We start from the raw sequence: 26047 nt of genomic DNA on the forward strand, positions 1-26047 counted from the left end.
TGATCGGCCTCGACGCCTACGTCATCGATCCCGCGGTCGAGAACGACGGCGGCGCGGACGGGGCCGACGGCGGCGCGTCGTTCGTGGTCGCGCCCGCGGCGGTGACGTTCTCCGAGGCGCAGTGCGGCGAGACGAAGACCACCGCCGTCACCGTCACCAACCCGACCGCGGCGCCGCTCGCGATCGACGCGAGCGTCGGCGGCGACGGCACCTTCACGATCGAAGGCGCGACCGGCGGCAAGCTCCGCCTCGACGTCGCTCCCGGTCAGACCGGCGCCGTGCGCCTCGCCGCGACGCAGGCGCTCCCGGGCACGACGACGGCGGACCTCGTGCTCATCGCGGGCGAGGAGCGGGTCTCCGTTCCGCTCCGCGCGACGACGCACGGCGCGCGCCTCACCATCGCTCCCGCGGTGGTCGACTTCGGCCAGGTCCGGCGCGAGACCACGCCGCCGCCGATCCCGATCGTCGTTCAGAACACCGGCGACGTCGACGCCACGATCACCGCCTTCGAGGGCGTGAGCGCCGACTTCACGTTCCCGTCCGCGCTCGCGGTGCCGGCTGGCGGCACCGTGCCGGCGCTCGTCGCGCTGAAGGCGGGGCGGCGGGCTCGCCGATCGAGACGACGGGGACCTTGTCGACGAGCACGCCGCTGTGCGGGGGCGCGCCCGCGCTCGCGGCGAAGGCCCATCGCGTCAACCAGGACGTGCTCGTCAACCCGGCGACGCTCGACCTCGGCGCCGTCCCTTGCAACACGACGCCGGCCAGCGCGCCGATCACGATCTCGAACTACTCCACCGCGGAGCCCGTCGTCTTCAGCGCCACCGTGCCGGAGACGGCGCCGTTCACGCTCACGGTCCCCGACGGCACCGTGCCGGCCGCGACCGGCACGACCCCCGCCACGCGCGAGATCGCGGTGGGCCTGAAGCCGACCGCCACGCCGGGCACGTACACCTCGGACCTCGAGGTGAAGATCCTCTCTCCCGCCGCCGCGGCGGCGACGAAGACGATCAAGCTGACCGTCAAGGTCAACGGCGTGGTCTTGAACCTCTCGAAGACGTCGGTGACGTTCGACCGTCCGATCGACACGTCGCTCATCGTCCGGAACGACGGGAACGTGAAGGCCTGCATCGACTACGTGCTCGCGGGCGACGGCCGCCTCCAGGTCGAGCCGGAGGGGGACGAGCTCGCGCCGGGAACGAGCGACGACGTCGAGATCCGCTGGAGCGGCGCGGGGGCGGCCCAAGGAGAGGGGCAGCTCACGATCCGCTCGCAGCTCTGCGCCGGCGCGACGGGCACGCCGCTTCCGCTGTGCGTGACGCCGCCGCCGGTCCCTGTCGCTCACCGCCGTTGAGGTGGTGAGGTGTTGACGCCCCGGCGCCGCGCGGGCCATGCTCGCGCGCCCCATGCCCAGGAACGTCATCTTCGTCGCGCCTTTCCCGATCGAAACGACCATGCGCTTCGTGCGCGCGACGTCGAAGCTCGCGGACGTTCGGCTGCTCGGCCTCGTGCACACGCCGCCCGACGGCGCGGACGCGAAGCTCTATCACGACGTCGTCCGCGTCACGCAGCCGCTCGACGTGCGCGACGTCCTCGACGGCGTGGAGGTGCTCCGCCGCCGCTACGGCGAGCCGTACCGCATCATCGGCATCCTCGAGGCGCTCATGGTCCAGATCGCGACCGCGCGCGCGAAGTACGGCGTCCCCGGCACGCGGCCGGAGGTGGCGGAGCTCTTCCGCGACAAGGCGGCGATGAAGAACGCGCTCCGCGCGGCGGGCCTCCCGTGCGCGCAGCACTGCCTCGTCACGAGCGAGGCGGACGCGAAGGGCTTCGCGGAGAAGGTCGGCTTCCCGATGGTGCTCAAGCCCCCGGCGGGCATGGGCGCGAAGGCGACGTTCCGCGTGAAGTCGATGGAGGAGTTCCTCCACGTCATCCGCGGAATGAACGTTTCGAGCGAAAATCCCGTTCTCGCGGAGGAGATGCTCCGCGGCCGTGAGCACTCGTTCGAGACGATCACGATCAACGGCAAGCCCGCGGTCTGGTCGGTGAGCGACTACCTCCCGACCTGCCTCGAGGTCGTCGAGAACGACTGGATCCAGTGGGCGTGCATCCTCCCGCGCGAGGAGGACCGGCCCGAGTACCAGGCCGCGGCGAAGATGGGCACCGCCGCGATCGAGGCGCTCGGCCTCGACAACGGCATGACGCACATGGAGTGGTTCCAGAAGGCGGACGGCTCGCTCGCGATCGGCGAGATCGCGCAGCGCCCGCCCGGCGCGAACATCACGCGCATGACGGGCCTCGCGCACGACGTCGACTGCTACCGCGCGTGGGCGCGCGCCGTCGTCGACGGCGAGCTCGACGCGCCGTGGCACCGCAAGTACGCCGTCGGCTGCGCGTTCGTCCGCGGCATGGGCCGCGGCCGCGTCATCGGCGTCTCCGGCATCGGCGAGACGCGCGAGGCGGTGGGCAAACACGTCGTCGACTACCGCATCCCGACCCTCGGCGCGCCGAAGTCCGACAGCTACGAGGGCGACGGCTACTTCATCGTCCGCCACGAGACGACCGACGGCGTCCGCGCGATGGTGAAGAAGATCATCGAGACGGTCAAAGTCCACTACGCCTGAACGGACGGAGCACAGGGTAGGAGCGATTCTCCGGCCCGCGAGGGGATGCCCTTGGTTGCGATCCGGCGTTTGCTAGTCTCCCTAGGTGCCTCCGCGTCTCTCGCTCGCCCTCGCCGGGATGGGTCTCGCCGGCCTCGTCGCCTGCGCCTCGATCGCCGGGCTCGACAAGGCCGACCCACCCAACCAGAACGGCCTGAGCCCCGGCGACGACGACGACGACGACCAGGACGCGGGCTCGATCGCGACGGAGAGCGGCCTCACGATCAGCCCGTCGACGCTCACGATCCCGGAGGGCAAGTGCGGCGACGACGAGAAGGAGTCGTCGCTCACGCTCTACAACGGCAGCGACAAGCCGGTCCCGTACGAGGTCTTCATCGGCGAGAACGACGTCTTCAGCATCGACGGCGCCAGCGTGGACGCTCCACGAAAAGGGACGGTCGCGCCGGGTGGCCGTGAGACCGTGAAGGTGAAGGCGAAGCCGAAGGCGCCCGGCACGGCGAACGTGCAGATCATCGTGAGCGCCGGCGAGGGGGTGAAGGAGGTCAGGACGATCGACGCGTCGATGGAGACGAGCGGCGCGACCCTCGCCGTGAACCCCACGCTCGTCGACTTCGGCACGCTGCGCGCCGACGCGAACACGGCGGACAAGACGGCCGTGTTCGTGAACGACGGCAATCAGCCGATCACGATCAAGTCGTTCGACCAAACGGGAGACGAGGGCTTCGCGACGGAGTCCGCGATCACGATCGGTGCGCGCGAGCAGGTGGCGGTGAAGTTCTCGGCCGCCATGCGCGGCGTCGACGCGAACGTCGTCTCGGCGACGTTCACGCCGGTGATCGAAGGCCCGCTCTGCGGCTCGGCGCCGACCGTCAAGGTGGAGGGGCAGCGGACGAACCAGGCGGTCATCGTCCCGCCGAGCGTCGACGTCGGGCGGGTCAACTGCAAGTCCGCTCCGACGGCCGGCGCGAAGCTCACGATCGCGAACTACAGCACCACCAGCGGCACCGTCAAAATCACCGGCGCGTCGAAGTTCGCGACGAGCGGCGACACCCCGATCGGAGCGGGCAACAGCACCACCGCGACGACGGCCGACATCACGTTCACGCCGACCGCGGCCGCGGTCGCGCTCGACAAGCCGGGGCCGATCGAGGAAAACGTCACGATCACGGTCACGCGCTCCGGGCATGACGACGTCGTGAGGCCGGTGAAGGTCAAGGCGCTCGTCGTCGGCTCCGTCTTGAGCGTCTCGAAGACGTGGAACGCGTACTACTACTACAGCCTCGACAACATTCCGGACAACCGCACCGGGGTCGGGAAGCTCACGAACTCCGGCAACGCGCCGACGTGCCTCCGCTTCTCGCTGACCGGGGCGCAGGCGAACGTATTCAGGAAGCCGAGCGACAGGCGGGCGGAGGTGGGCGACGCCCAGCTCAGCGTCCCGTTCGACGCCAGCTACAACGGCACCTACCGCGCGACGCTCGGGTGGGAACGGCTCGCCAGCTGCAGCGGCGAGAACGCGCCGATCTGCAGCGGCGCGACCTCGATCGAGGTCGTGGGAAAGCGCTGATCGCGGGTCGCTACGCGCGGCCCGGGGCGATCATCCGGTACACCGTCTCGTAGGCCGTCACGCGCTCGTCCCAGGAGAGGCGCATGCGCATGCCGTTGCGCTGGAGCACCCTCCAGCGCTCGCGGTCGGGGCCGTCGCCGGTGCCCCAGAGTGAGATCGCGCGCGTGAGCGCCCACGAGAGGCCGCCCTCGTCGAAGTTCTCGAACGAGAAGCCGTTGCCGGTGCCGCGCGTGGTGTCGAAGTTGAAGACCGTGTCGGCGAGGCCGCCCGTCTTGTGCACGATCGGCACCGTGCCGTAGCGGAGCGAGTACATCTGGTTCAGGCCGCACGGCTCGTAGCGCGACGGCATCAGGAACATGTCCGACCCCGCCTCGATCATGTGCGCGAGCGGCTCGCTGAAGCCGCGCTTGTACGCGACCTGACGTGGGAACTCGTACCTCAGCGCGTTGAAGAACTTCTCGTACTGCGGCTCGCCCGTGCCGAGGACGACGAGCTGCATCGCGCGGTTCGCGAGGACGCGCGGGAGCACCTTCTGCGCGAGGTCGAAGCCCTTCTGCCACGCGAGGCGCGAGACGATGCCCACGACCGGCACGCGCGGGAAGTACTTGAGGCCGGCGTTCTCGAGGAGCGCCTTCTTGTTCGCCTCCTTGCCGTCGAGGTTCTCCGCCGAGTAGTTGGCGACGATCTTCGTGTCCGTCTCCGGGTTCCACTCGCCGTCGTCGATGCCGTTCAGGATGCCGAACGTCCACTCGCGGCGGTTCCGGAGGAAGTAGTCGAGGCCGACGCCGTGCTCCGGCGTCTGGATCTCGCGCGCGTACGTCGGCGACACGGTCGTGATCGCGTTGGCGTACATGATGCCGGTGAGGAGGAAGTTGATCCGGCCTTCGCGGAGCTGGTCCTGATGGAAGTGATCGCGCGCGTCGGCGAGACCCGTGTCGGCGATCTTGTCCGCGCCGAACGTGCCCTGGTGGCCGATGTTGTGGATCGTCAGCACCGTGCGCGTGCCGTTGAAGAGGCGGTCCCACGCGAACATCGTGCGGAGGAGGAGCGGGATGAGCGCGGACTGCCAGTCGTTCACGTGGACGATGTCCGGCCGGAACTGGAGCCGCTGGCAGATGTGGAGCGCCGCCCAGTTGAGGACCGCGAAGCGGAGGTGCTCGTCGTGGTCCTGGGTGTAGATCCCCTGCCGGTCGTAGAGGCCGGAGCAGCGCACGAAGTAGACCGGCACCGACGAGTCGGGGAGCTTGCCGCGCAGGACCGAGAAGACGATCCGCGTCCCGCCGAGCACGACCACGCAGTCCTTGAGCACGGTCTCGAACGGGCCGTTCGACGCCTTCTCGCGGACGCGGGCGTAGAACGGCATGACGACGCGGACGTCGTGACCCTTGGTCCCGAGCACGCGGGGGAGGGCGGCGCCGACGTCGCCGAGGCCCCCCGTCTTGGCGAAAGGCGCGACCTCGGCAGAAACGAAGAGGACGTTCACGGGGCGCGCACCCTACTACGGCGCGGGATCGAGAGCGCCGTGGAATTTGCAGAGGGAGACTGGTAGGTTGCGTTCCCCACCTAGAGATCGAGGACAGCGTGGACGTCATCTTCGTCGAGCCTTGTTTTCCGGCCAATCAGCGCGAGTTCGTCCGCGCCCTCCACGCCGTCGGCGCCCGCGTCATCGGGATCGGCGAGCGGCCGAAGTCGTCCCTGACCGACGACCTCCGCCGCCAGCTCACCCACTACGAGGAGATCGGCAACGTCACCGACGCCGGCGCGCTCGAGCACGTCGTGCGGAAGCTGCAGGGCCACCCCGGCACGAACGTCCAGCGCCTCGAGGCGGTCGTCGAGGCGCACGTCATGGCGGCGGCGAAGGTCCGCGAGGCCTGCGGGATCCCCGGCATCAGCGTGAAGACCACGTTCCTCTGCCGCGACAAGCCCTCGATGAAGGAGGCGCTCCGCGAGGCGGGCGTCCCCTGCGCGCAGTCGATCGGCAGCTCCGATCCCGCCGAGATCAAGGACTTCGCCCAGCGCGTCGGCTTCCCCCTCATCGTGAAGCCGCGCGACGCCGCCGGCGCCTCCGGCACGTACAAGTGCGAGAACGCGGGCCAGCTCCACGACGCGCTCGTCGCCTGCCACGTCGACAAGGGCCGCTCCGTCGCGATCGAGGAGTTCATCGAGGGGCACGAGGGCTTCTACGACACGATCACGATCAACGGCGAGGTCGCCCACGACTTCGTCTCCCACTACTACCCGAACGTCCTCGAGGCGATGCGCACGCGCTGGATCTCGCCCCAGTTCGTGGCGACGAACCGCGTCGATCTCTCGAGCTACAAGGAGCTCCGCGAGATGGGGCAGCGGGTCATCAAGGCCCTCGAGATCACGACGTCGGCGACGCACATGGAGTGGTTCTTCGGGCCGAAGGGCCTGAAGTTCAGCGAGATCGGCTGCCGTCCCCCCGGCGTCCGCGCGTGGGACCTCTACGCCGCCGCGAACGAGTTCGACATCTACCGCGAGTGGGCGATGGCGATCGTCCACGGCCGCACGAGCCAGCGCCTCTCGCGCCGCTTCGCCGCCGGCATCATCGCGCTCCGCCCCGACCGCGACGGCCGCATCTCGCACTACGACGGCAAGGACGCGATCGAGCACAAGTTCGGCGGCATGATCATCGACGGCCACTTCCCGCCGCCCGGCACGCCGACGCAGGGCGTCGACGCGGGGTACATGGCGAACGCCTGGCTCCGCATGAAGCACCCCGACTACGACACCCTCCGCTCGATGCTCGACATCGTCGGCCAGACTCTGAAGGTGCGCGCGACCGCATGATCTCCGGACACACGCGCGCGATCGTCTTGCTCGGCGCGCAACGATTCGACCCCACCCTCGGTGAGGCCGTCGCGGAGCTGAAGGTCGAGGGGAAGATCGCGACGATCACGGCGGGGTGGCAGGAGCGCGAAGAAGAGGACGACGACCTCCGGGAGCACCTCGGCGGCCGCGCGGTGAACCTCAAGCTCCACAAGCGCGCGGAGGAGGCGTTCCGCGACGACGCCGAGCTGATGGAGGCGCACCGCGAGCGGCAGGCGCTCCTCCGCCACCGGCAGGACTTCTACCGCATCCGGATGGAGCACGCGCTCGAGGCGCAGCACGTCATCGACAACCGCAAGGCGCCGCCCGACATCCTCGAGGACGAGGCGCGCGCGAGCATCCAGGCGATCCGCGACATCGATCGGATGCACCTCGAGCGCTGCGTCCGCGACCGCGAGGAGTTCGACGCGAAGTGGAAGCCGCTCACGCGCCCCGCGATCGCGCGGCACGTCGCCGAGCTCGCGGAGATCATGAAGGACTGCGACGCGATCGCGATCGCGGGCGGCCACGTCGCGTCGCTCCTCAATCGCCTCCGCCTCTTCGACATCCAGAACTTCGCGAAGGGAAAATTCATCTTCGCGTGGTGCGCGGGGGCGATGGCGATCAGCGAGCGCGTCGTCATCTTCCATCACTCGCCGCCGCAGGGGCCGGCCGCGGTAGAGGTGCTCGACGAGGGCCTCGGCCTCGCCGGCGACGTCGTCGTCCTCCCGCAGCCGGAGCTGCGGCTGAAGCTCGACGACCGCGAGCGGATCCAGACGATGGCGCGCCGGTTCGCTCCGGCGACGTGCCTCGCGATGCCCGCGCGCTCGCGCGTGACGTGGCGGAGGCGCGGCCCCGAGCACGCGCACGGCGTCATCGCCCTGCGTGACGACGGGATGCACGTGCGCTTCCACGAGACGGAGTCGGGGGTGTTCCAGCACCGCGGAGTCCTCGGCTCATGAGCGCAGCACCTTCGAGTCTCCCTCGCCTCGCGATCCACGAGCTCATCGGCACGAAGCCGACGCCGGAGAAGATCGACAAATGGCTCGACGGCCGGACGATCCCGATCGTCGAGGGCCGGAGCTGCACCTTCATCTGGCGCGGCGAAGCCAACGCGGTGAACCTGCGTCACTGGATCTTCGGCCTCGAGACCGCGAACGCGCTCGCGCGGATCGAGGGCACCGACCTCTGGTACCTCACCCTCGAGATCCCGGAGAACTCGCGCGTCGAGTACAAGTTCGAGCTCGTCCGCGAGAAGGGTTTCAAGTGGGTCGAGGACCCGCGGAACCCCAACCGCGCGCGGGATCCGTTCGGCGCCAACTCCGTCCTCCAGAGCGACGGCTACGCGTTCCCGGATTGGGCGAAGTACGACGCCACCTCGCGCCCCGGCTACCTCGAGCCGTTCAGCTTCCACTCGAAGGCGTTCGGCGGAATGCGGAGCGGCAAGATCTATCTGCCCGCGCGCTTCCGCAAGTCTCGCCTCTATCCGATCCTCGTCGTCCACGACGGCACCGACTACATCAACTTCGCGGCGATGAAGAACGTGCTCGACAACCTGATCGAGCGCCTCGAAATCCCCGACATGATCGTCGCCTTCACCGACTCGCCGGATCGCCTCCGCGAATACGCGAACGACGAGCGGCACGCGAAGTTCCTCACCGAGGAATTGCTCGTCGACCTCACGAAGCGACTCCCGATCATCGATCGCCCGCAGTCGCGCTGCCTCATGGGCGCGAGCTTCGGCGCCGTCGCCGCGTTCTCGACCGCGACGCGCTACCCCGGAGTGTGGGGGCGCCTCTTGCTCCAGTCCGGCTCTTTTGCGTTCACCGACATCGGCAAGACCAACCGTCGCGGTCCGCTCTTCGACCGCATCGTCGAGTTCATGAACGAGATGCGGAGCGAGCCCAAGGCGGTCAGCGAGCGCGTCTTCGTGAGCTGCGGCGTCTACGAATCATTGATTTACGAGAATCGCTCTCTCATTCCCCTGCTCGAAACGACCGGCATGCAGGTGAAGTTCGTCGAAGCGCGCGACGGTCACAACTGGGAAAACTGGCGCGACCGCCTGCGGGAGGGCCTCTCGTGGCTCTTCCCGGGTCCGCTGATGTTCATCTACGAATAACGGGGATAAAGGACTATGGCCGAAGTTACTCGCCAAATCGGGCTCTCGCTGGGCGCCGACATCTGCTGGCCTCTCTGCTTCGAGGCGATCGTGAAGGAGCTCAACCTCGCGATCCCGATCGGCGGCGACACCGTGAAGTTCAACGTCGAGCGGGTGATGATCGAGCCGTTCAACCTGCGGCAGCCGGTCAAATACGACCTCGTCGTCGATCGCTTGACGCACTGGTACCACACCAGCCGCGAGTGGATCAAAAAGGCCATTTTGATGAATGACCTCTACGTGTTCAACAACCCGTGGAGCGTCCAGGCGAACGAGAAGCACACCAGCTACGTCGCGATGATGCGCCTCGGCATGCGCATCCCCGAGACGTGGATGATCCCGCCGAAGACGTACGAGCCGAACCCCGATTTGAAGCTCACGCTCTCGCGCCACGCGAAGCTCTTCGACGTCACGCTCCTCGGCAAGGAGCTCGGCTGGCCGATGTTCATGAAGCCGTACGATGGCGGCGGCTGGCGCGGCGTCACGAAGGTCGACGACGCGGAGTCGATGTGGAAGGCCTACGACGAGAGCGGCAAGTCCGTCATGCACGTCCAGGCGGCGGTCCACGATTTCGACAGCTTCGTCCGCTGCATCGGCTTCGGCCCGCAGACCCGCTGCGTCCTCTACGACCCGAGCGCGCCGCTCCACGAGCGTTACACGACGAAGACCGACTTCATCACCAAGGCGGAGGAGGAGCACCTCCGCAAGCTCACGCTGACGATCAACTCCTTCTTCGATTGGGAGTTCAACTCCTGCGAGGCGCTGCGGAAGGACGGGATCTGGTACCCGATCGACTACGCGAACCCGTGCCCCGACTCGCAGGTCACGAGCCTCCACTACCATTTCCCCTGGCTCGTGAAGGCCTACGTGAAGTGGTCGATCTTCTGCGCCGCGACGAAGCGGAAGATGCGGAAGAACCAGAGCTGGCAGCCGTTCATCGACGTCTCGAGCCTCGACCTCCCGTTCGAGGAGAAGCTCGAGCGCTACGCCGCGATCGCGGACGAGCGCTTCGAGACGAAGAAGTTCGAGGAGTTCTGCGCCACCCACCTCAAGCACCTCGACGGCGTCGCGCACGAGTTCTTCGGCACCCCCGCGGCGAAGGACGCCGTCCGCCAGAAGGTGACCGCGCTCTTCCCGGCCCACGAGGTCGAGAAGTTCACGGAGCACTTCTGGCAGCGCATCCAGGACTGGCGCAAAGCGAATCCTGTCTAGTTCGAGTCTGTCTTGTTCGAGGGCTTTGCCCTCGAGCTCCCACCCCAGACACGGCCCTCGCGCGGAGCGCGAGGGTTGCTTCGCAACCGCTGTGGCGGCCGCTTCTGGGGGCCCTTCTCGAAGTCGGCGTTCGAGGGCCCAGGGGTGCCTCTGGCGTGGGCATGAGCTGGGGCGGCTTGCGTGTTCGTGTGCTGGTAGGATGTTTGGGTGCGTGCGACGCCGGACGACATCGTGGGGATGGCGTTCTTCGCGCGGGTGGTCGAGGCGAAGTCGTTTCGGGACGCGGCGCGCTCGCTCGGGGTCTCGAAGTCGGCGGTGAGCGCGCGCGTGGCGCGGCTCGAGGCGGCGCTCGGTCTGAAGCTGCTCCATCGCACGACGCGGCGGCTCGCGCTGACCGCCGACGGCGTGCGGCTCTACGAGCGGTGCGCGCGCCTCGTCGCGGAGGCGGACCAGGCGGCGGAGGTCGCCGCCGGCGCGAGCGCGGCGCCGCGCGGGACCTTGCGCGTGCACGCGTCGTCGGCGCTCGCGGGTCCGATCTTCGCGCGGACGATCGGCGAGTTCACGCAGGCGTACCCCGAGGTCCGGGTCGAGCTCCGCTTCATCGACCGCGCGCCGGATCCGACGCCGGATCCGTTCGACGTCGCCGTCGTCGTCTCGCGGCGCCTCGCCGACTCCGGCCTCGTCGCGCGGAAGCTCGCGACGTCGCGCGCGGTCGTCTGCGCCGCCCCCGCCTACCTTCGCCGCCGCGGGATCCCGTTCCGCCCGCAGGACCTCGTGCATCACGACTGCCTGCGCCTCCTCCACACGGAGGACTGGCAGTTCGACACGGACGAAGGGCGGATCCCGCTGCCGAGCGCGCGGAGCCTCTGCTCCGACGACGCGCGCTTCCTCCGCGAGTCCGTCCTCGCCGGCCTCGGCATCGCGGTGCTCCCGCGCTTCGTCGTCGGCGACGACCTCGCGAGCGGCCGCCTCCACGCGATCCTCGAGGACTTCCACGCGAACGAGGTCTCGATCCTCGCGCTCCACGCCCATCGCCGCCTCGCGTCGGCGAGCGTGCGCGCGTTCGTGGAGCACCTCGCGGAGGTGTTCGGCAAGACGGTCTCGCAGCCGCGCGCGAAGCCCGTGGCGCCGCCGGCACAGGCGAAGGCGACGCGGCCTCGCGGGGCGTCGATCCCGATGACGGCGCAGGACGTCCGTCGCCTGAGCGCGGTAGCGGCGGTCTACGCGGAGACGGACCCCGCCGGCAGCGCGCGGCTGCGCGAGCGCCTCGAGCGCCTCACCGTCCTCGCCGCGGACGCGATCCCGCGCTCCGCGGTGACGATGAGCTCCCGCGTCACGCTGCGCGAAGGCGCGCGCGAGCGCGAGGTCTCGCTCGTGTACCCGTGGGACGCCGCCGCCGCCGATCGCGTGTCGGTCCTCTCCGATCTCGGCGCCGTGCTCCTCGGCGCGAAGGTCGGCTCCACGGTTTCATCGCAGCGCATCACCGCGATCCCCTACCAACCCGAGGCAGCGGGCGACCACCACCTCTGACGGACGCGCTAGAATCGAGCACGTGACGTCTCGCGAGGAGCTCAACGCCTACGATCTGGGGTTGCCCCTGCCGCTCGCTCCGCTCGAGGAGCGTCGTCATCGCGTGCCACCGGAGGTCGTTCTGCTCCTGAAGACGCGGAAAGAGCGGGCCATGCGGCTGCTTGGCGAGCGATTCCGCGAGATGCGATTGTTCGGCTCGTACGCGCGGGGGCAGTTCAACGAGGACTCCGACGTCGACGTGTTGGTGGTGACGGCGCCGCTCGCGCCGGGCGAGCGCGCACGCGTCGTCGGCGAGGTCGCCTGCACGACCCCGGAGGGGCTCATCGTCAGCCCGATCGTCCTCAGCGACGTGGAGCTGGACGAGCTCCGACGACGCGAGGCATTGCTGGTGCAGGACATCGACCGCGAGGGAATCACCTTGTGAGCCCGGAGAACCGCGAAGCCGCGTCGCGAGCCGAGATTGATTCGCGCGGAGGAATCGTTACGCGCCGCGATGGCCTTGATCGGTCTGGGGCTCGGCAGGGATGCGGTGAGCCGTGCCTACTACGCCGCGTTTCATGCGGCATGCGCGCTCCTCGCGCAACTCGGCGAACAGGCTCGAACGCATCGCGGTGTGCAGCGCCTGCTCTCCACCCGCGTGGTCGCGACCGGTCGAATGGACGCCGCGCACCTCCGCACGTTCCAAGCGCTGCAAGAACGGCGGAACATCGCGGACTACAGCGTTGCCGACGTCGCTCCGGAGGAGGCCTCCGTGCTCGTCGAGAGCGCGCGCGTGTTTGTCGAGGCCGCGCGGTCGTTGGTGTCGTCCGACTGAATCGAGGACGCGTTCAGAGCCAAAGCCGCGGCGCGACGGGCGCGTCAGCCGCCGTCGGGGCAGAATCGGGAGGTTGCTGCTTGGATCGCGACGTCTCGGGGGCAGGTCTTCATGCCGAGGAAGCCGTCGTACCAGGCCTGCGGCGTGACGATCGTCGTCTCCGCCGCCGCGTCGCGTGTGAGGCGATAGCAGCCGGTCGCGTCGTTGCCGTGTCCACACGCCAGCGGCGAGCACCCGATGACGATCCATTCGCCCATGCAGCCTCGTGCCGTGTCGTACGTCCAGCCTTCCACGTCGCAGCACGTCGCGGCGTCCGGGCTCGCGGCTTCAACGACCTCGCCTCCGGCGTCGGGGTCGCCTCCGAGGTCGGGCGGCACCACGTCCCGCGCGCACGCGGCGAAGCCCCCTCCAAGCAAGAGCACGATCGCTCGACGGAACCGAATCGCCATGAACGCCGATCGTACAGAGTCCTTCGAGCGAGGCCGCTTGCGTTTCGGCATCCGACCGTATCGACGGCTACTCTGATCCTCCCTCCATGATGAAACACGTCGACGAGGCCACCTTGAAGGCTCGATGGCTCGATGCGACGGGAGCGAGCATCGGCGTCGATCACTCGATCTTCGAAGGCGTCGCCTGGGGAGCGCTCGAGGTCTTCGACGAGACGGGCGCGTCGCTGCCCTACGCGCTCGCCTCGCTGACGGGATCGCGCCGTCCCCCGTACGCCTTCGGCTTCCTCGAGAACGCCTGCTTCCATCAGACGACGGTGGCGGCGAGCGCCAAGCCGGTCGCGCGCGTCCTGGTCGCGATCCTCGACGCGGAGCTGGGATCGCGCGAGGAGATCCTCTCGATCCTCACCGGGCTGCCGTTCGGGCGCTTCCTCTCGAACGCGCAGAAGAAGAAGTACAACCTCGGCGGGAGCCCGGCGGCGGCGGACGGTCGTCATCGCGGAATGCTGAAGCACGAAGGCGCGAAGTGGTTCTGCGACTACGGCATGAAGGACGGAAAGCTCGACGGCCCGTTCGTCTCGTACTGGGAAGAGGACCGCAAGGCCTGGGAAGGAACCTACGAGGCGGGCCGGAAGATCGGGCGCTGGCGCCAACACCACGCGAAGGGGTGGCTCGAGCGGGAAGGGGACTTCTCCGCCGACGCGAAGACCGGCGCGTGGAGCGTCTACGAGTCGTTCGGCAAGAAGCTCCGCGAAGAGACGTACGCGAAGAACAAGCTCCATGGCCCGTTCCGCGCCTACTACTTCAACGGGAAGCCGAAGGAAGAAGGGCAATACGTCGCCGGCAAGAAGGACGGGCCCTGGACGGAGTGGCACTTCTCCGGCGCGAAGAAGCGCGAGAGCACCTTCGCGAAAGGCAAAGAGCGCGGCCCGGCGCGTGCGTGGGACGAAAGCGGAAACGAGATCGCGCCGTAGCCCGGCGAGAGCGAGCGCTCACCCCTCCGGGGGGCGCTCCACCAGCCAGACCGCCTCTTGGTTGCGGATGCGGCGGAAGCCCAGGAGGTGGAACATGTCGCGCGGGTAGAACGCGGCGAGCTTCGTGTCGACCGTGAGGCGCGTCTTGCCCTTGCCGTCCTTCGCGACCGCGGTGCGCTCGACGCCGGGGAGGAACTTGAGGAAGCGATCGACCTGCACCTTGCGGAGCGCCTCCGAGAGACGCAGACGCGCCGGGCTGATCTCGCGGCCCCAGAAGAAGCCCTCGCTGCCCTGCGCCTGGTAGAGCGGGAGGATCACGATGCCGTCGCGCGGGGCGCGGATCTCGCCGTTCTTGTCGCGCGCGAGCAGGCGGCCGGCGCGGACCGGGGCCAGGTTCGCGAAGCCCGGCTCCATCACGAACTCGTCGTCCCTCGTGATCGCGCGGCGCGAGATGACCTCCATGATGTGCGGGAGATCGCCGCGACGGCGCTCGCACAGCGCGAACGCCGCGCTCGTCTCGATGATCGTCCCCGCGCCGAAGAGGCCCGCCGACTCGGCGCCGAGGAGGACGACCGCCTCCAGGTTGTCCACCGAGCCCGGATCGTCGTGCTGGCCGCCCTCGCAGCCCATCGTGATCAGGCCCTGCGTCGACCAGTACGCCGAGAGCACGCCGTCGAGGTGCTCCTCGAGGCCCATCAGGATCGGGAGCGGGATCGCGGTCGCGAACTTGCGCTGGCGGAGCGTGTCGCCGAACAGGATGAACGGGAAGCCCTGCGCGCTCGTGGTGTGGAGATCGATGAGATGCACCGGGCCGCGCGCGCGCGCGATGCCGGCGCGGATCTCGCGGAGCATCTCGAGCTGCTCCTTGTCCTCCGCGTCGAGGTCGGCGCCCTTGGCGGCGCGCTCCTCCAGGTCCGCGACGCGCGCGTCCGTCCAGACGCGGTTCAAGTCGCGCACCTGATGACGGAGGCCGAGGCGCATCGCGGCGAGGTTGCCGGAGATGGCGACGATCTCGCCCCGGATGCGGCTCTTGCGGCGTTCGAGCGTGGCGAAGACGCGCTTCGCCGCGAGGACGCCCGCGCGCTCGTTGCCGTGGATGCCGCACACCACGATGAGCGTGGGGCCCGCGTGCTCGCCCACGATCTGGCCGATGATGCGGCCGGCGGGCACGTCGGGGCCGCGCGCGGCGGCGGCGAGGTCGGGAGAGGTCCAGTCCGGGTGGTAGTGCAGCGTCATTGGCTTTGGATCTTCTCTTCGAGGAGGTCGGCGGCGATGCCCATGAAGTCCTCCTCCATCACCATTGCAACGATGCGACCATCTTTGACGACTGGCAAGCAGCCGATGCGGTGCGTACGCATCAGCTTGATCGCTTCGAGGGTGGAGGTGTCCGGCGGAATCGTGACGAGATCCGCGCGCATGACGTCGCCCACGGTCGTCACGCCCGGGGGAGGGGAGCTGCCGGTGCCGCTCGACGTCCCGGTCGTGCGGACGATCTCCGCGATGAGGGAGGTGGAGCTGTCGCTCCGCGGGAGCATGCTCGAGCTCTCGGTCGGCAGGCCGAGGCGGCGCGCGTAGTGACGGAGCACCGCGCGCGACGTGACCACGCCGAGGAACTTGCCGTTCTCGTCCTCGACCGGCAAATGCCGAATGCGCTCCCACGTCATGATGTCCGCCGCGAGCTCCACCGGATCGCTCGGGTGAACGGTGAGGAGGTCCGTCTGCATGTATTGCGAGACGCGCTCCCAGCCCGTCTTCCGCGCGGGGAGCTCGTCGATGCGCGCGCGCTCCCACTCCGAGACCGGACGCGCCGTCTCCTGCCGCGCGATCGTCGCGGCGACGAGGGCGGCGAGCTCCTCGCCCCGGTTGCCGCGGCCGCGCGGCTTCATGTCCTGGAGCGAGCGGAGCGCCCAGCGCGTGCCGGTGTGGAGCGAGCGGACGCGCTTGTCGATGACGGAGAGGTACTTCTTCGCCTCTGCGTCGTCGACGCCGCCGCGCGCGAGGCCACGCTCCGCGAGCGGGAGGAGGTGATCGAGGATGAACGGCTGCGCGATGACGTCCTGGCCGTCGAGCCACACGAAGCGCGCGGAGAGGCCCTCGCGCGAGGCGTTGTAGAAATTCTGCTTCGCGTTCTCGAACTCCATCCGCGCGGGGAGGTCCTCCACCGTCTCGGTGAGCTCGCGCATGAGGCCGATCCAGAACGCGGCGTTCGCGACCTCGTCGATGATGGAGGGGCCCGACGGGAGGATGCGGAGCTCGATCCGGAGGTGCGGCTTGCCGCTCGGCGAGATGCCGTAACACGCGCGGTTCCAGCGATAGACCGTGCCGCCGTGGAGGCGGAGCGCGCGGAGCTCGGGGACGCCGCCCTTCGCGAGGATGCCGCTCGAGTCCTCCTCGCCGCTCATGCCGACGAGCGGGCGGTAGCGCGTCACGTTCTCCTTGAAGATGCCGACCACGCCGCCGTCGGTGTGCCACTGCGTGCCGAAGCCGACGCGCGGGACGTCCTGCCGCGCGTGGAGGTCGCGCGTGCGGATGTCGCACGACTGCTCGAAGAGCGTGATGCGCGTCTCCGCCCAGAGGCGCTGGCCGAGGAGGAGCGGCGAGTTCGTGCCGAGCGCCATCGTCGGCGCGAGGACGAGCTGCGCGACGTCGTAGAAGTGACCGAAGTCCTTCGGCTCGAGCGCCTGGAGATGGACCTGGAACGAGGCGTTGCAGGCCTCGAACATGAGGGACTCGCTCTTCACGTTGAGCTCGTCCAGCCCCTTGATCGAGATGTCGTAGTCCTCGCCCTTCGCCTGGCGCATCACGCGGTTCAGCGTGAGGTAGCGCGGGTTCGGGACCATGTTGTCGAGCGAGAGGTCCGTGCGCTGCAGGGTCGGGAGGATGCCGGAGAGGACCGGCTTCACGCCCATCTCGGAGCACGCGCCTTTGACCTTGGCGTAGAGCTCGTGGAGCTGCGCCTCCAGCTTCGAGAAGCCGCTCCCGGCGAGGGGCTGCGGGTCCGCGTTCATCTCGAGGTTGAAGAGACCGAGCTCGGTCGTGAAGTGCTTGTCCGCGACCTTCTCGATGACCTGGAGCGCGGTCGGCGACGCGTTGAACGCGCGATCGACGAGGAACATCTCCTGCTCCGCGCCGATCATCGCCACGTTCTTCTCGAACATGTCCTCGTCGACCATGCGCTCGAGCGCGCGCAGATCGTTCAGGAGCGCGCGGACGTAGCGCGCGCGGTCGGGCCCTTCCAGCTCCCCCGCCGACGTCTTGTCCTTCTTCGCTGCTTCGTCGTCGCCGTTGACGTCCATTCAGCCGCGCGCCTCGACCGCCTTCGGCTGCGCGGCAGCCTGCGTCCACTCGTCGAGGTACTTCGGCAGCTTCGCGCGCCAGGTCACCCAGTCATGGTCCCACTCTTTGCCCCACGACTCGACCCAGTTCGGGATGCCCTTCTTGCCGAGCGTCTGCCCCATGCGGAAGCTCTCGCCGATGTTCTCCCATTTGCCTTCGCCGGTCGCGAGGTGGATGTAGCGCGTGCGGAGCGTGTCGAGGTGCGGGCCCGAGAGCGTGGGCACGAAGTGGAGCGGCGAGGACACGCGCCAGAAGTCGTTCGCCTTCGGATGACCGATGAAGCGAAGGAGCTCGTACGAGCCGCTCATGCCGAGCGCGCGGTGGAAGATGTCCGGGAAGCGGCAGGTGACAGCGACGGAGTGGAACGCGCCGATCGACGCGCCGGTCGCCCAGATGCCGATGTCGTTCGAGCGGCAGTCACGGCGGATCGCGGGGGCGACCTCGTGCTTGATGTACTGGTGGAACTGGTTCGTGATCCAGTAGCGGTGCTCGACCGAGTGCTGGTTCGAGAAGAACTCGCGGCCGGCGACGCTGTCGATCGAGTAGATCTTCACGCGCCCGGCCGAGAGGAGCGGCTCGAGCACGTAGATCATCTTGAAGCGCTCGATCTCCTCGGCGTCACCGCCCGCGGTGGGAAAGACGAGCACCGGTTGCCCGGAGAAGCCCCATCGGGCCATCGTCGTGTCGCACTGGAGGCGCTGAGAATACCAGGAGACTTTCTCGAACATGTGAGCGAAGCCCGGTCGTAGCGAAGGGCCCGAGCGGGAGCAAGCAAACCCGTATGTTCTCCGGCGTTTTATGGGAAAGTGGTAACCTCGGCGTCCGAGTCCCCGAATGGATCCCCGTCAGACCGGCTGGATCGGCGCCATCATCGGGAACCGGTGGCGCATCGACTCACGCATCGCGCGCGGCGGCGTCGCGACCGTGTTCAAGGCGAGCGAGCGCGGCGGCCCCAACGTCGCGGTGAAGATCATGCACCCGGAGTATTCGCGGAACCTCGACGCGCGCGGGCGCTTCCTGCGCGAGGGGTACGTCGCGAACAAGGTCGGGCACCCCAGCGTCGTGAAGGTGCTCCACGACGGGGCGGAGCCCGACGGCGCGGTCTACCTCGTGATGGAGCTGCTCGAGGAGGGCGAGCTGCTCGAGACGAAGCGCGAGCGGCTCGGCGGCAAGCTCCTCCCCGACGAGGTCGCGCGCCTCGGCGATCAGCTCCTCGACGTGCTCGCCGCCGCGCACGAGAAGGGGATCGTCCACCGCGACATCAAGCCCGAGAACCTCTACGTCCTCGGCGACGGCACGCTGAAGGTCCTCGACTTCGGCATCGCCCACATCAAGGAGGGCGTCGCGAAGGCGGAGCCGACCGCGACCGGCCTCCTCCTCGGCACCCCCGACTTCATGTCGCCGGAGCAGGCGCAGGGCATGCGCGGCACGATCGATCCGCAGACCGACGTCTACGCCGTCGGCGCGACGCTGTTCACGCTGCTGTCGGGCGAAGCCGTGCACGTCGAGACCGCGCTCGGCACGCTCCTCCACGCGACCGCGTCGAAGCAAGCGCGCTCGCTCGCCGCGACGCGCGCGAAGGCCACGATCCCGGAGGAGCTCATCGCCGTCGTCGACAAGGCGCTCATGCTCCAGAAGGCGCAGCGCTGGGCGTCCGCGCGCGCGATGCAGGAGGGGCTCCGCAAGGCGATGCCGCCGACGCGCACGCAGGCGCTCCGCCCGATCAAGATCCCGCCCGTCGCGCCGCGCGTCGGCACCGCGTCCGCGAAGCCGCCGGCGCCGCTCGCGCCGGGCGTGAAGGCGACGCCGGTGAAGCCGCCGCGTCCGGCGCTCGAGGAGCCGAAGCCGCCGTCGGATCGCACGGTGATGGAGCTCCCCCGCGTCGAGGAGCCGAAGCCGCCGTCGGACCGCACGGTGATGGCGCTCCCGCGGATCGAGGAGCCGAAGCCGGCGTCGGATCGGACGGTGGTGCACGGCGGGCCGCTTCGAGGGCTCGCGGACGATCCCGCGTGGACGAAGCCGTTCGCGGAGGGCGAGCTCGACGGCGGGCACACCGTCGCGCTCGCCGACGCGCCGCCGCTCCCCGCCCCGCGCGCGAAGGCGCCGTCCGCGGTCGACGCGCAGGGCGAGACGCAGGCGGTCGATCCGGCGCTCCTCCCGATCCCTCCGCCGCCGCGCACGCCGTCGATCGCGCCGCCGCCGATGTCGCTCGCGCCGAACACGCCGCCGATGCACCAGCTGCCGCAACCGACGAACCCCGCCTACGCGCCGCCGGCGCCGCGCCACGCGTCGATGGCCCCGCCGCCGGGACATCACTCGATGCCGCCGCCGCCCGCTCCGCCTGGGCAGCAGTTCAATTCGTTCCCGCCGCCGGCGCCCGCGACGCCGCGCGGCGGCCAGGGCTACCGCGACCTCGGATCGGGCTCCTCGCCGCTCATGCCGAAGATGATCGCCGCCGAGCCGGAGAAGAGCGCGAAGCCGCGGAGCATCCTCGTCGCGGAGATCATCCTCGCCGCGCTCGTCGTGATCACGCTCTCGATCGGCGGCTGCCTCTTGCTGCGACGGTAGTCAGGCGCGGCGTCGATCGATCATCTCGCGGCGGATCGTGCGCTGCTCGGCCGGCGTGAAGTGCGTGCGGACGGCGGGGAACACGACCTTCGCTTCGCCGTGGAGGTGGTCCTCCATCAGCGCGCGGAGCGGGCGCGCGACGGCGCCGATCGCGTCGCGGGCGACCGCGTCCTTCGGATCGATCGAGAGCGCGCTCGCCTGCGCGCAGAGGCGGCGGATCATGTGCTCGTGCACGCGATGCTGCTCCTGCATCCGGTAGAGCGCGGCGTCGATGCGGGAGGAGCGGCCGCGGAGGCGCGGCAGCACGCTCGTCTCCTCGTCGGCGACGTGGAGCGGGTACGACTTCGAGAAGTACCGCTCGATGCGCTGGACGTCCTCGACCAGCTCCGGTGAGCCGAGCTCGCCTCGTTCGCCGACGACGACGGCGAGCTCGACGAAGTCGCGAATGCGATCGTGGCCCTCGATGAGGACGCTCACGACGTCGGCCTCGTCTTCGGGGAGCGAGAGCCAGCGACGGATGAGGGGCATCATCAGAGGTGCCAGTGCCCCGCGGCCTCGGGTTGATACGGCAGCGCGATGACGCGGAGGACCTTCGCCGCGCCGTCGTCGAGGGTCCACGCCACGAGGTCGCCGACGCGGAGGCCGAGGAGCACGGTGCCGAGCGGCGAGAGGACGTTGACGGTGGAGCGCTCGTGCGCGCGCCACGGATACACGAGCGTCGCGCTCCGCGAGGCGCCGGCGCCGACGTCTTCGAAGCAGACGGTGGAGTTCATCGTGACGACGTCGGGCGGGACGCTCATCGCGCGCACGACGCGGGCGCGGCGGAGCTCACCGCGGAGCCGGCGCGCCTCGGAGCGATACGCGAGCCCGACCCGCGTGCACAAGAGCGATCCGAGACGCCCGACGTCGGGCTCGGTCAGCGTGATCGGCGTCTCGCCCAGCGCCTCCATGAGGAGGAGCGTAGGGATCCGACGCGACCCCGCGAAGCTCGGTCTCGGGGCCAGACTGTCCACCTGCACGGACAATCCATCAACCGGGCGGGCGCGCGTCTTTGCTCGTCGCCCGACGGCGGGAGGCGGCTACGCTCGTTCGGGTGAAGAAGCTCGTCTGGGCGCTCTGCCTCGTCGCTTGCTCGTCGTCGAAGGTGTCGGGCGAGGCGCCGCTCGAGGAGGTAGAGGACGGCGGCGCGGCGCGCGCGGACGGCGGCGGGACCGGCGCGACCGAGCGCATGTTCATCGAGGAGTTCGAGGGCGACCTCTCGCAGTGGAGCGCGCCCGTGCTCTCGGGCGTGGAGGGGAAGTCCGTGCCGACGCTCGCGATCGACACCACCGTCGCGACGACGGGGAAGGGCGCGCTCTTCGTGCAGCTCGCGCCGCCCGCGACCTTCGGGACGCGCGGCTACGTCGAGCGATCGTTCGAGAAGGACGCCGCGCGGCTCGGCGAGGGCATCAAGTGCAAGCTGTACCTGCGTCCCGAGGTCGACCTCGGGAGCAACGGGCACGCGCTCGTGTCGTACGTCGCGAACGGAGGCACGCCGTACCGCGTGAGCCTCGACCTCCGGCAGAACGGGAGCTCGTCGCTCCACGAGGAGTTCCAGGCCGGGGCGGACGTGTCCGGGCCGCGGCTCGAGAAGGAGGAGTGGACCCTCGTGCAGCTCGAGCTCGTGCTCGGCGCGGGCGGGGTGTTCGCCGTCCGCAGCGGCGGCGTGCTGTACACGTTGCCGCTCGAGAAGCTGCCCTCCGACGTGAAGAGCTGGTCGCTTCGCCTCGGCGTCGTGTCGAGCGGGTTCCTCGACGAAGGCGACAACACGCTCGCGGTGCGCTTCGACGCGCTCGCGTGCGATCCGCTCTGACGCGTCAGTTCATGACCGAGAGCGCCATGCCGAACGCCCACGTGAGGTAGACGCCGACGATGCTCGCGAGCGCGACCGGGACGAGGCCTCGGCCGACGCCCGCCGCGACGCGGACATGCCACGGCGCGAACGCGCCCACGAAGGCGGCGCGCGCGGCGCCGTTCTTGGGCGCGGCGTGGACCGGTAGATCGCGGAGCGACTTCAGCAGGCGATCGTCGGGGGTCTCGTCGCTCATACGGCCTCCTTCGGGCGCGGTCCAGGCGCGCCCTTCTTTTCGAGCTTTTCCATCGCCGCCGCAAGCTCGGCGCGAGCGCGGCTCAGGCGCTTGCGGAGCGCGGCGTATTCGACGCCGAGGATCGTCGCGGCCTCTTCCTGCTCGAAGCCCTCCACGCCGACGAGGAGCAGCACCTCGCGTGACGCGACGGGGAGCGCGCGGAGCGCGGCGTCGAGGCGCGCGATGTCGGCGTTGCGGTCGTGGAGCGTGTCCGGCGCGTCGGCGCCGGCGGCGGCGTCGCTCGCGCTGTCGAAGCCGAGCGTCACGAGTCGCGAGAGGTCGAGCATCGCCCAGCGCCGCCAGCTCACGAACGCGTTCCGCGCGACGGTGAAGAGGAACGGCGCGAGCCGCGTGTCCTCGCGCAAGCTCGGGGCGGCCTTCGCGAGCTTGATCCACGTCTCCTGCGCGAGGTCCTCCGCGGCGTCGCGCCGGCCCGAGAGACGAAGGAGAAACGAGAACACGCGCGCAGAGTGGACCGCGTAGACGCGATCGAACGCGGCGACGTCGCCGCGCCGGAGCCCCTCGACGAGGGCCGCATTCTCCTCCACGTCACCCACGCCCGCACAAACGCACGCCCGCTCGGGCTGTGACAAGAAAAGACTCGCCCGCTGTCCCTCGCGGGCGCGCACTTTTCTGGTCACACCGGCCGCGGGCGGGCGTTCATAGGGGCGTCATGTGGACCTTGATCCGGAACGGCGGGGTGCCGCCGATGCTCTTCATCCTCCTGACGGGGCTCATCGGGCTCGGCGCGGCGTTCCATTTCGCGCTGAAGGCGCGGCGCGCGAGCCTCGGGTTCGTGAAGAACATCGCAACGGCGCTGCTCTTCGGGACGTTGGCCGCGACGTGCGCGGACTTCGGTGCCACGTTCGCCGGCGCGGGTCGGGTGCTCGAGAAGAGCTCGAACGACCTCGCGACCGCGGTCCACTGGGTCATCGAAGGGACGTCCGAGTCGACGAGCCCCGGGATCCTCGGCTTCTCGTTCCTCGCGCTGATCTGGCTGCTCACCGCCGTGGGACGGCGTCGACTCGACGAGCGCGAGCTCGGCGGACCTTGATACCGCTCAGTGGCAGAAGCCGATGGGAGCGGGGGCGGGGGAGGGCTGCGGGGCCGGCGTCGGATCGGTGTCGGGGCGGCCGCGGACGTCCGGCTTCGGCGCGGGGGCGGGCGTGGGGGTCGGGTCCGGATCGGTCGGCTCGCCCTCGGGCTCGCCGTCGGCTTCGCCGCCGCCGGGCGCCGGGAGGCCGCGCGTGCGGAGGCCGCCGCCGTTGACCGCCGGCTGGCACGTGAGACCCGACGCGCAGTCCGCGGTCCGCGCGCACGCCTCGCCGTCGCCGGCGAGCTGCTGCTGCTGCGTCGACGGAGCGGGCTCACCGTCCTCCTCGCCGCAGGCGACGACACCAAACGAGAGAGCGAACATCGGGACCAGAGCGACGACGAGGGAGCGCATGATGACCTCCCATCGAGCAACGACCCTGCCAACTCGTGCCGCGCGCGATATGACGTAATTTCAAGGGTTTTCTGCGTGTGCGTGGCACACTTTGGCGCGGTGTGCCGGCGCTGGATGTCAGGTCTTACGGGAACACGAGGACGTCCGCCTCCGAGCGCTCGGCGATCTTCTTCGCGATCGTCGCGAGCACGGCCGACAGGCGCTCGCGCACGAGCGTGACGACCGGTGGGAGGAGGAGGGGCTCGCCGTCGAGGCCGTGCCCGAGCGCGGCGCGGAGCGGGGCGTCGCCGTCCAGCGCGCGCAGCGCCGAGTAGAGCGAGCGGGAGAAGCGCTCCGTGCGCGCGAGCGCGTCCATGTTCTCGCGCATGCGCTCCGCCGGCGGTTGGCTCATGAACGTCGAGTCGTTGTCGATGAAGAGGACCTGCTTGCCGGTCGCGTCGAGGCCGACGTTGCCGCCGCTGTAGCGATCCCAGTGACCGGCGACGGCGTCGAACACCACCAGCGTCGAGATCTGCGCGGCGAGCTCCGACTTCTCCGCCGGCACGGGCTTCGCGCGATCGCGGAGCCACGCGCGCGCCTCGGAGCGGAGCGGATCCTTCTCGAGCGCGAGGAACGAGAGGCTCGGGATCCACGGGATGAGCGCGCCCTCGATCGCGTCGCCGGGCGAGGCGATCAGCTCGTCGAAGGCAGGTCGTCCGAGCAGGGCGAGGACCTCGTCGCGCGGGAACGAGCGCGGGCACGCGAGCGGCACGTTCGGGATCCCGAGCGCGCGTCCGAGCCGGTACGCCGCGACCTCGCCGCGCCACCGATCCTTCACCTTCGTCGCGTTCACCTTCCACGCGTAGGTGCCGCCGCCTTCGAGCTCGATCTTGTAGACCACCGACGTGTGGCCGATGCTCTTCGCGCGTGTGATCTTCGCCACCCGCGGCCCGCACTCGTCGCGCGCCGCGGCGCGGGCCTCGCCATCCGGCATCGCCGCGCTCGCCGTCGGCGCAGCAGCGCTCGAGCCCGCGAGCGACGGAGGAGCGCTCGATTCGGCGGCCGAATCGCCCCCCGGCGCAGGCGCGGGCGTCGTCGTTCGCCGATCGCACGCGGCGAGCGCGAGGAGAAGCAGCGCGAGCCCCGCGCCCACGGAGCGACGCGCGCTCACGGTTCGGCGGCGACGCGCGCGAGGAACTGCTTGATGCGAGGGTTGATCAGCTCCGGCTGCTCGATCGGCGCGACGTGGCTGCCGCCTGTCACCATGAGCATCTCCGCCTTCGGGATGCGGTGGACCATCGACTCCGAGAGCGAGGCCGGCGTGAACGTGTCCTTCTCGCCCGCGACGACGAGGACCGGCACGTCGATCTCGCCGAGCCAGTCCTCCGCCGTGTGCTCGCCCGCGGAGCGGAGCATGCGGAGGAACATGCGGAAGTCCACGTGGGTCATGTGCTTCAGGTACGGCAACATGTCCTCGCGGCGGACGTGGCCCGGATCGACGTCGCGCGCGATGAGGGCTGCCTTGAGCGCCATCTCCGGCGGGATGCGCGACCACAGCGCGCGCGCGATGTCGGGCTGCTTGTCGACGATGTCCATCACCTTCGGGAGGATCATGTCGAGGATGGGCATGCCGCGGAACGACTGCGTCACCTTGCCGAAGCTGCCGCAGATGAGCACGAGGCCCGCGACGTTCTTCGGGTAGCGACGCCACTCCTCGAGCGCGACCTGCGTGCCCATCGAGTGACCGATGATGACGACCTTCCGATCGCCGAGGTCGTCGCGGACGGACTTCAGGTCGGCCGCGTGCGCGCCGATGTCGAGGCGGTCCTTGTCGACCGGCGCTCCGCTCCGCCCGTGACCGCGGTAGTGCCAATGGGCGACGTCGCAGACCTCCGCGACGTCGTTCCACAAGTACTTCCATATGAAGCCGTCGCAGAGGATGCCGTCGCAGAAGACCGCCTGAATCGGCAGCTTCTCGCCGTCACCTTGCGCCGGCTTCGCCCTGACCCATAGGCGTGTGCCGTCCTCCGCCGTGACGGTGTGCTGTACCTCGGCCGGATCGAGCAGCGTGGGCTGCACCGACGGCGGCGGAGGCAATGACGGAGGACGTGTGCTCTCGCTCACGTTCAGGACGAGAGCTCAGCCCTCGTCGTCGTCGTCGCCGCCTTCGACTTCGTTGACGCTCGGCAGCTTCTTGATCTCGAGCCGCGAGATCTTCCAGGCGCGCTGGACGACCCACGACAACGAGCGGTCGAGGCGCGCCGCTTCCTCTTTGATTTCCTGGAGCATCGACTCCGGGAAGTAGAGGCTCTGCTTCCTCTTATCGGTCTTGGAGCTCTCACTGCGCAGGTTGCTGATCGAGTCCTTGTCGTTCGCCAAGGGAGGCCTCCTGGATACGGGCGACATTCGCCCGTTTTTCGTCCCGTCTAACGACAATGAT

At 69.6% G+C, this 26047-nt stretch carries 28 protein-coding genes; 14 read left to right on the forward strand and 14 right to left on the reverse strand.

From position 1 onward, the window contains the following. Window positions 1-16: 16 nt before the first annotated feature. Window positions 17-241, reverse strand: a complete 225-nt coding sequence (locus tag KF837_11365) for a hypothetical protein (protein MBX3227909.1) — start codon at window positions 239-241, stop codon at window positions 17-19. Window positions 242-631: 390 nt separating this feature from the next. Here KF837_11365 and KF837_11370 point away from each other — a divergent pair, with 390 nt between their 5' ends. The 3 genes from KF837_11370 to KF837_11380 all read left to right on the forward strand — a co-directional run bounded on the left by KF837_11370 (window position 632) and on the right by KF837_11380 (window position 4188). Further along, window positions 632-1351: a hypothetical protein gene (locus KF837_11370; GenBank protein ID MBX3227910.1), complete on the forward strand. Its 720-nt coding sequence runs from the start codon at window positions 632-634 to the stop codon at window positions 1349-1351. A gap of 52 nt (window positions 1352-1403) precedes the next feature. Then, window positions 1404-2621 carry an ATP-grasp domain-containing protein gene (locus tag KF837_11375; GenBank protein ID MBX3227911.1) on the forward strand — a complete coding sequence of 406 codons (1218 nt, stop codon included), beginning with the start codon at window positions 1404-1406 and terminating at the stop codon, window positions 2619-2621. A gap of 85 nt (window positions 2622-2706) precedes the next feature. Further along, window positions 2707-4188, forward strand: coding sequence for a hypothetical protein (locus KF837_11380; GenBank protein ID MBX3227912.1), 1482 nt, complete (start codon window positions 2707-2709; stop codon window positions 4186-4188). 10 nt (window positions 4189-4198) lie between these two features. On the opposite strand, the gene KF837_11385 is transcribed toward KF837_11380, so the two are convergent. Beyond that, window positions 4199-5671, reverse strand: coding sequence for a glycogen synthase (locus tag KF837_11385; protein ID MBX3227913.1), 1473 nt, complete (start codon window positions 5669-5671; stop codon window positions 4199-4201). Between the two features lie 98 nt (window positions 5672-5769). On the opposite strand from KF837_11385, the gene KF837_11390 reads away from it, so the two are divergent. From KF837_11390 to KF837_11420, 7 genes are all read left to right on the forward strand, one after another. Beyond that, a complete protein-coding gene (locus KF837_11390) occupies window positions 5770-6999 on the forward strand; it encodes an ATP-grasp domain-containing protein (GenBank protein MBX3227914.1) in 1230 nt (409 codons plus the stop codon). Continuing rightward, window positions 6996-7979, forward strand: a complete 984-nt coding sequence (locus tag KF837_11395; GenBank protein MBX3227915.1) for a hypothetical protein — start codon at window positions 6996-6998, stop codon at window positions 7977-7979. The genes KF837_11390 and KF837_11395 overlap by 4 nt, the downstream gene beginning before the upstream one ends. Further along, entirely contained in the window at window positions 7976-9136 is a 1161-nt protein-coding gene (locus tag KF837_11400) for a DUF3327 domain-containing protein (protein ID MBX3227916.1), read from the forward strand. Before KF837_11395 ends, KF837_11400 begins: the two co-directional genes overlap by 4 nt. Before the next feature lie 90 nt (window positions 9137-9226). After that, window positions 9227-10387, forward strand: a complete 1161-nt coding sequence (locus KF837_11405) for a hypothetical protein (GenBank protein MBX3227917.1) — start codon at window positions 9227-9229, stop codon at window positions 10385-10387. 207 nt (window positions 10388-10594) lie between these two features. Beyond that, window positions 10595-11917: a LysR family transcriptional regulator gene (locus KF837_11410; GenBank protein ID MBX3227918.1), complete on the forward strand. Its 1323-nt coding sequence runs from the start codon at window positions 10595-10597 to the stop codon at window positions 11915-11917. A 22-nt stretch (window positions 11918-11939) separates the two neighbouring features. Further along, on the forward strand, window positions 11940-12341 hold the full coding sequence (locus KF837_11415) for a nucleotidyltransferase domain-containing protein (protein ID MBX3227919.1): 402 nt from the start codon (window positions 11940-11942) through the stop codon (window positions 12339-12341). Between the two features lie 69 nt (window positions 12342-12410). Continuing rightward, window positions 12411-12731, forward strand: coding sequence for a HEPN domain-containing protein (locus KF837_11420; protein MBX3227920.1), 321 nt, complete (start codon window positions 12411-12413; stop codon window positions 12729-12731). A 44-nt stretch (window positions 12732-12775) separates the two neighbouring features. Here the strand turns inward: KF837_11420 and KF837_11425 are convergent, their stop codons facing one another. After that, on the reverse strand, window positions 12776-13180 hold the full coding sequence (locus KF837_11425; protein ID MBX3227921.1) for a hypothetical protein: 405 nt from the start codon (window positions 13178-13180) through the stop codon (window positions 12776-12778). An 86-nt stretch (window positions 13181-13266) separates the two neighbouring features. Between KF837_11425 and KF837_11430 the strand changes: the two genes are divergently transcribed. Further along, the gene (locus KF837_11430) at window positions 13267-14151 is read left to right on the forward strand and encodes a hypothetical protein (protein MBX3227922.1); all 885 of its coding nucleotides are present in this window, start codon (window positions 13267-13269) and stop codon (window positions 14149-14151) included. A gap of 18 nt (window positions 14152-14169) precedes the next feature. On the opposite strand, the gene KF837_11435 is transcribed toward KF837_11430, so the two are convergent. From KF837_11435 to KF837_11445, 3 genes are read right to left on the reverse strand one after another with little or no spacing between them, the layout of a single operon-like run. Further along, complete coding sequence (locus KF837_11435) at window positions 14170-15387, reverse strand: succinylglutamate desuccinylase/aspartoacylase family protein (protein MBX3227923.1); 1218 nt, start codon at window positions 15385-15387, stop codon at window positions 14170-14172. Continuing rightward, window positions 15384-17447 (reverse strand): CBS domain-containing protein, encoded by a 2064-nt coding sequence (locus tag KF837_11440; GenBank protein MBX3227924.1) that lies wholly within the window; start codon window positions 17445-17447, stop codon window positions 15384-15386. Before KF837_11440 ends, KF837_11435 begins: the two co-directional genes overlap by 4 nt. Next, window positions 17448-18215, reverse strand: a complete 768-nt coding sequence (locus tag KF837_11445; GenBank protein ID MBX3227925.1) for a hypothetical protein — start codon at window positions 18213-18215, stop codon at window positions 17448-17450. Between the two features lie 106 nt (window positions 18216-18321). On the opposite strand from KF837_11445, the gene KF837_11450 reads away from it, so the two are divergent. After that, window positions 18322-20055: a protein kinase gene (locus KF837_11450; GenBank protein ID MBX3227926.1), complete on the forward strand. Its 1734-nt coding sequence runs from the start codon at window positions 18322-18324 to the stop codon at window positions 20053-20055. On the opposite strand, the gene KF837_11455 is transcribed toward KF837_11450, so the two are convergent. Together KF837_11455 and rnk are read right to left on the reverse strand one after the other, a co-directional pair. Beyond that, on the reverse strand, window positions 20056-20586 hold the full coding sequence (locus KF837_11455; GenBank protein MBX3227927.1) for a hemerythrin domain-containing protein: 531 nt from the start codon (window positions 20584-20586) through the stop codon (window positions 20056-20058). Next, window positions 20586-21005, reverse strand: coding sequence for a nucleoside diphosphate kinase regulator (gene rnk, locus KF837_11460; protein ID MBX3227928.1), 420 nt, complete (start codon window positions 21003-21005; stop codon window positions 20586-20588). The genes KF837_11455 and rnk overlap by 1 nt, the downstream gene beginning before the upstream one ends. Before the next feature lie 143 nt (window positions 21006-21148). On the opposite strand from rnk, the gene KF837_11465 reads away from it, so the two are divergent. Then, a complete protein-coding gene (locus KF837_11465) occupies window positions 21149-21907 on the forward strand; it encodes a hypothetical protein (GenBank protein MBX3227929.1) in 759 nt (252 codons plus the stop codon). Window positions 21908-21911: 4 nt separating this feature from the next. On the opposite strand, the gene KF837_11470 is transcribed toward KF837_11465, so the two are convergent. After that, window positions 21912-22142 carry a hypothetical protein gene (locus KF837_11470; GenBank protein ID MBX3227930.1) on the reverse strand — a complete coding sequence of 77 codons (231 nt, stop codon included), beginning with the start codon at window positions 22140-22142 and terminating at the stop codon, window positions 21912-21914. Further along, entirely contained in the window at window positions 22139-22729 is a 591-nt protein-coding gene (locus tag KF837_11475) for an RNA polymerase sigma factor (GenBank protein ID MBX3227931.1), read from the reverse strand. The genes KF837_11470 and KF837_11475 overlap by 4 nt, the downstream gene beginning before the upstream one ends. 125 nt (window positions 22730-22854) lie before the next feature. Between KF837_11475 and KF837_11480 the strand changes: the two genes are divergently transcribed. Continuing rightward, window positions 22855-23235 carry a hypothetical protein gene (locus KF837_11480; protein MBX3227932.1) on the forward strand — a complete coding sequence of 127 codons (381 nt, stop codon included), beginning with the start codon at window positions 22855-22857 and terminating at the stop codon, window positions 23233-23235. A gap of 6 nt (window positions 23236-23241) precedes the next feature. Here KF837_11480 and KF837_11485 read toward each other — a convergent pair whose 3' ends face one another. The 4 genes from KF837_11485 to KF837_11500 form a co-directional block, all read right to left on the reverse strand. Continuing rightward, window positions 23242-23628 carry a hypothetical protein gene (locus tag KF837_11485; protein ID MBX3227933.1) on the reverse strand — a complete coding sequence of 129 codons (387 nt, stop codon included), beginning with the start codon at window positions 23626-23628 and terminating at the stop codon, window positions 23242-23244. A gap of 124 nt (window positions 23629-23752) precedes the next feature. Beyond that, window positions 23753-24778 (reverse strand): hypothetical protein, encoded by a 1026-nt coding sequence (locus KF837_11490; GenBank protein ID MBX3227934.1) that lies wholly within the window; start codon window positions 24776-24778, stop codon window positions 23753-23755. After that, window positions 24775-25731 carry an alpha/beta hydrolase gene (locus KF837_11495; protein MBX3227935.1) on the reverse strand — a complete coding sequence of 319 codons (957 nt, stop codon included), beginning with the start codon at window positions 25729-25731 and terminating at the stop codon, window positions 24775-24777. The genes KF837_11490 and KF837_11495 overlap by 4 nt, the downstream gene beginning before the upstream one ends. Before the next feature lie 15 nt (window positions 25732-25746). Then, window positions 25747-26013, reverse strand: coding sequence for a TIGR04563 family protein (locus KF837_11500; GenBank protein MBX3227936.1), 267 nt, complete (start codon window positions 26011-26013; stop codon window positions 25747-25749). Window positions 26014-26047 lie beyond the last annotated feature (34 nt).

The organism is Labilithrix sp. (assembly GCA_019637155.1).
GTDB lineage: Bacteria > Myxococcota_A > Polyangia > Polyangiales > Polyangiaceae > Labilithrix.

Bases quoted from the DNA above. Each gene is read 5' to 3' on its own strand.
- KF837_11455 (MBX3227927.1), bottom strand. From the start codon at position 20,586: ATGATGCCCCTCATCCGTCGCTGGCTCTCGCTCCCCGAAGACGAGGCC.
- KF837_11500 (MBX3227936.1), bottom strand. From the start codon at position 26,013: ATGTCGCCCGTATCCAGGAGGCCTCCCTTGGCGAACGACAAGGACTCG.
- KF837_11440 (MBX3227924.1), bottom strand. From the start codon at position 17,447: ATGGACGTCAACGGCGACGACGAAGCAGCGAAGAAGGACAAGACGTCG.
- KF837_11445 (MBX3227925.1), bottom strand. From the start codon at position 18,215: ATGTTCGAGAAAGTCTCCTGGTATTCTCAGCGCCTCCAGTGCGACACG.
- KF837_11395 (MBX3227915.1), top strand. From the start codon at position 6,996: ATGATCTCCGGACACACGCGCGCGATCGTCTTGCTCGGCGCGCAACGA.
- KF837_11425 (MBX3227921.1), bottom strand. From the start codon at position 13,180: ATGGCGATTCGGTTCCGTCGAGCGATCGTGCTCTTGCTTGGAGGGGGC.
- KF837_11430 (MBX3227922.1), top strand. From the start codon at position 13,267: ATGATGAAACACGTCGACGAGGCCACCTTGAAGGCTCGATGGCTCGAT.
- KF837_11400 (MBX3227916.1), top strand. From the start codon at position 7,976: ATGAGCGCAGCACCTTCGAGTCTCCCTCGCCTCGCGATCCACGAGCTC.
- KF837_11450 (MBX3227926.1), top strand. From the start codon at position 18,322: ATGGATCCCCGTCAGACCGGCTGGATCGGCGCCATCATCGGGAACCGG.
- KF837_11435 (MBX3227923.1), bottom strand. From the start codon at position 15,387: ATGACGCTGCACTACCACCCGGACTGGACCTCTCCCGACCTCGCCGCC.
- KF837_11485 (MBX3227933.1), bottom strand. From the start codon at position 23,628: ATGCGCTCCCTCGTCGTCGCTCTGGTCCCGATGTTCGCTCTCTCGTTT.
- KF837_11480 (MBX3227932.1), top strand. From the start codon at position 22,855: ATGTGGACCTTGATCCGGAACGGCGGGGTGCCGCCGATGCTCTTCATC.
- KF837_11375 (MBX3227911.1), top strand. From the start codon at position 1,404: ATGCCCAGGAACGTCATCTTCGTCGCGCCTTTCCCGATCGAAACGACC.
- KF837_11470 (MBX3227930.1), bottom strand. From the start codon at position 22,142: ATGAGCGACGAGACCCCCGACGATCGCCTGCTGAAGTCGCTCCGCGAT.
- rnk (MBX3227928.1), bottom strand. From the start codon at position 21,005: ATGGAGGCGCTGGGCGAGACGCCGATCACGCTGACCGAGCCCGACGTC.
- KF837_11420 (MBX3227920.1), top strand. From the start codon at position 12,411: ATGGCCTTGATCGGTCTGGGGCTCGGCAGGGATGCGGTGAGCCGTGCC.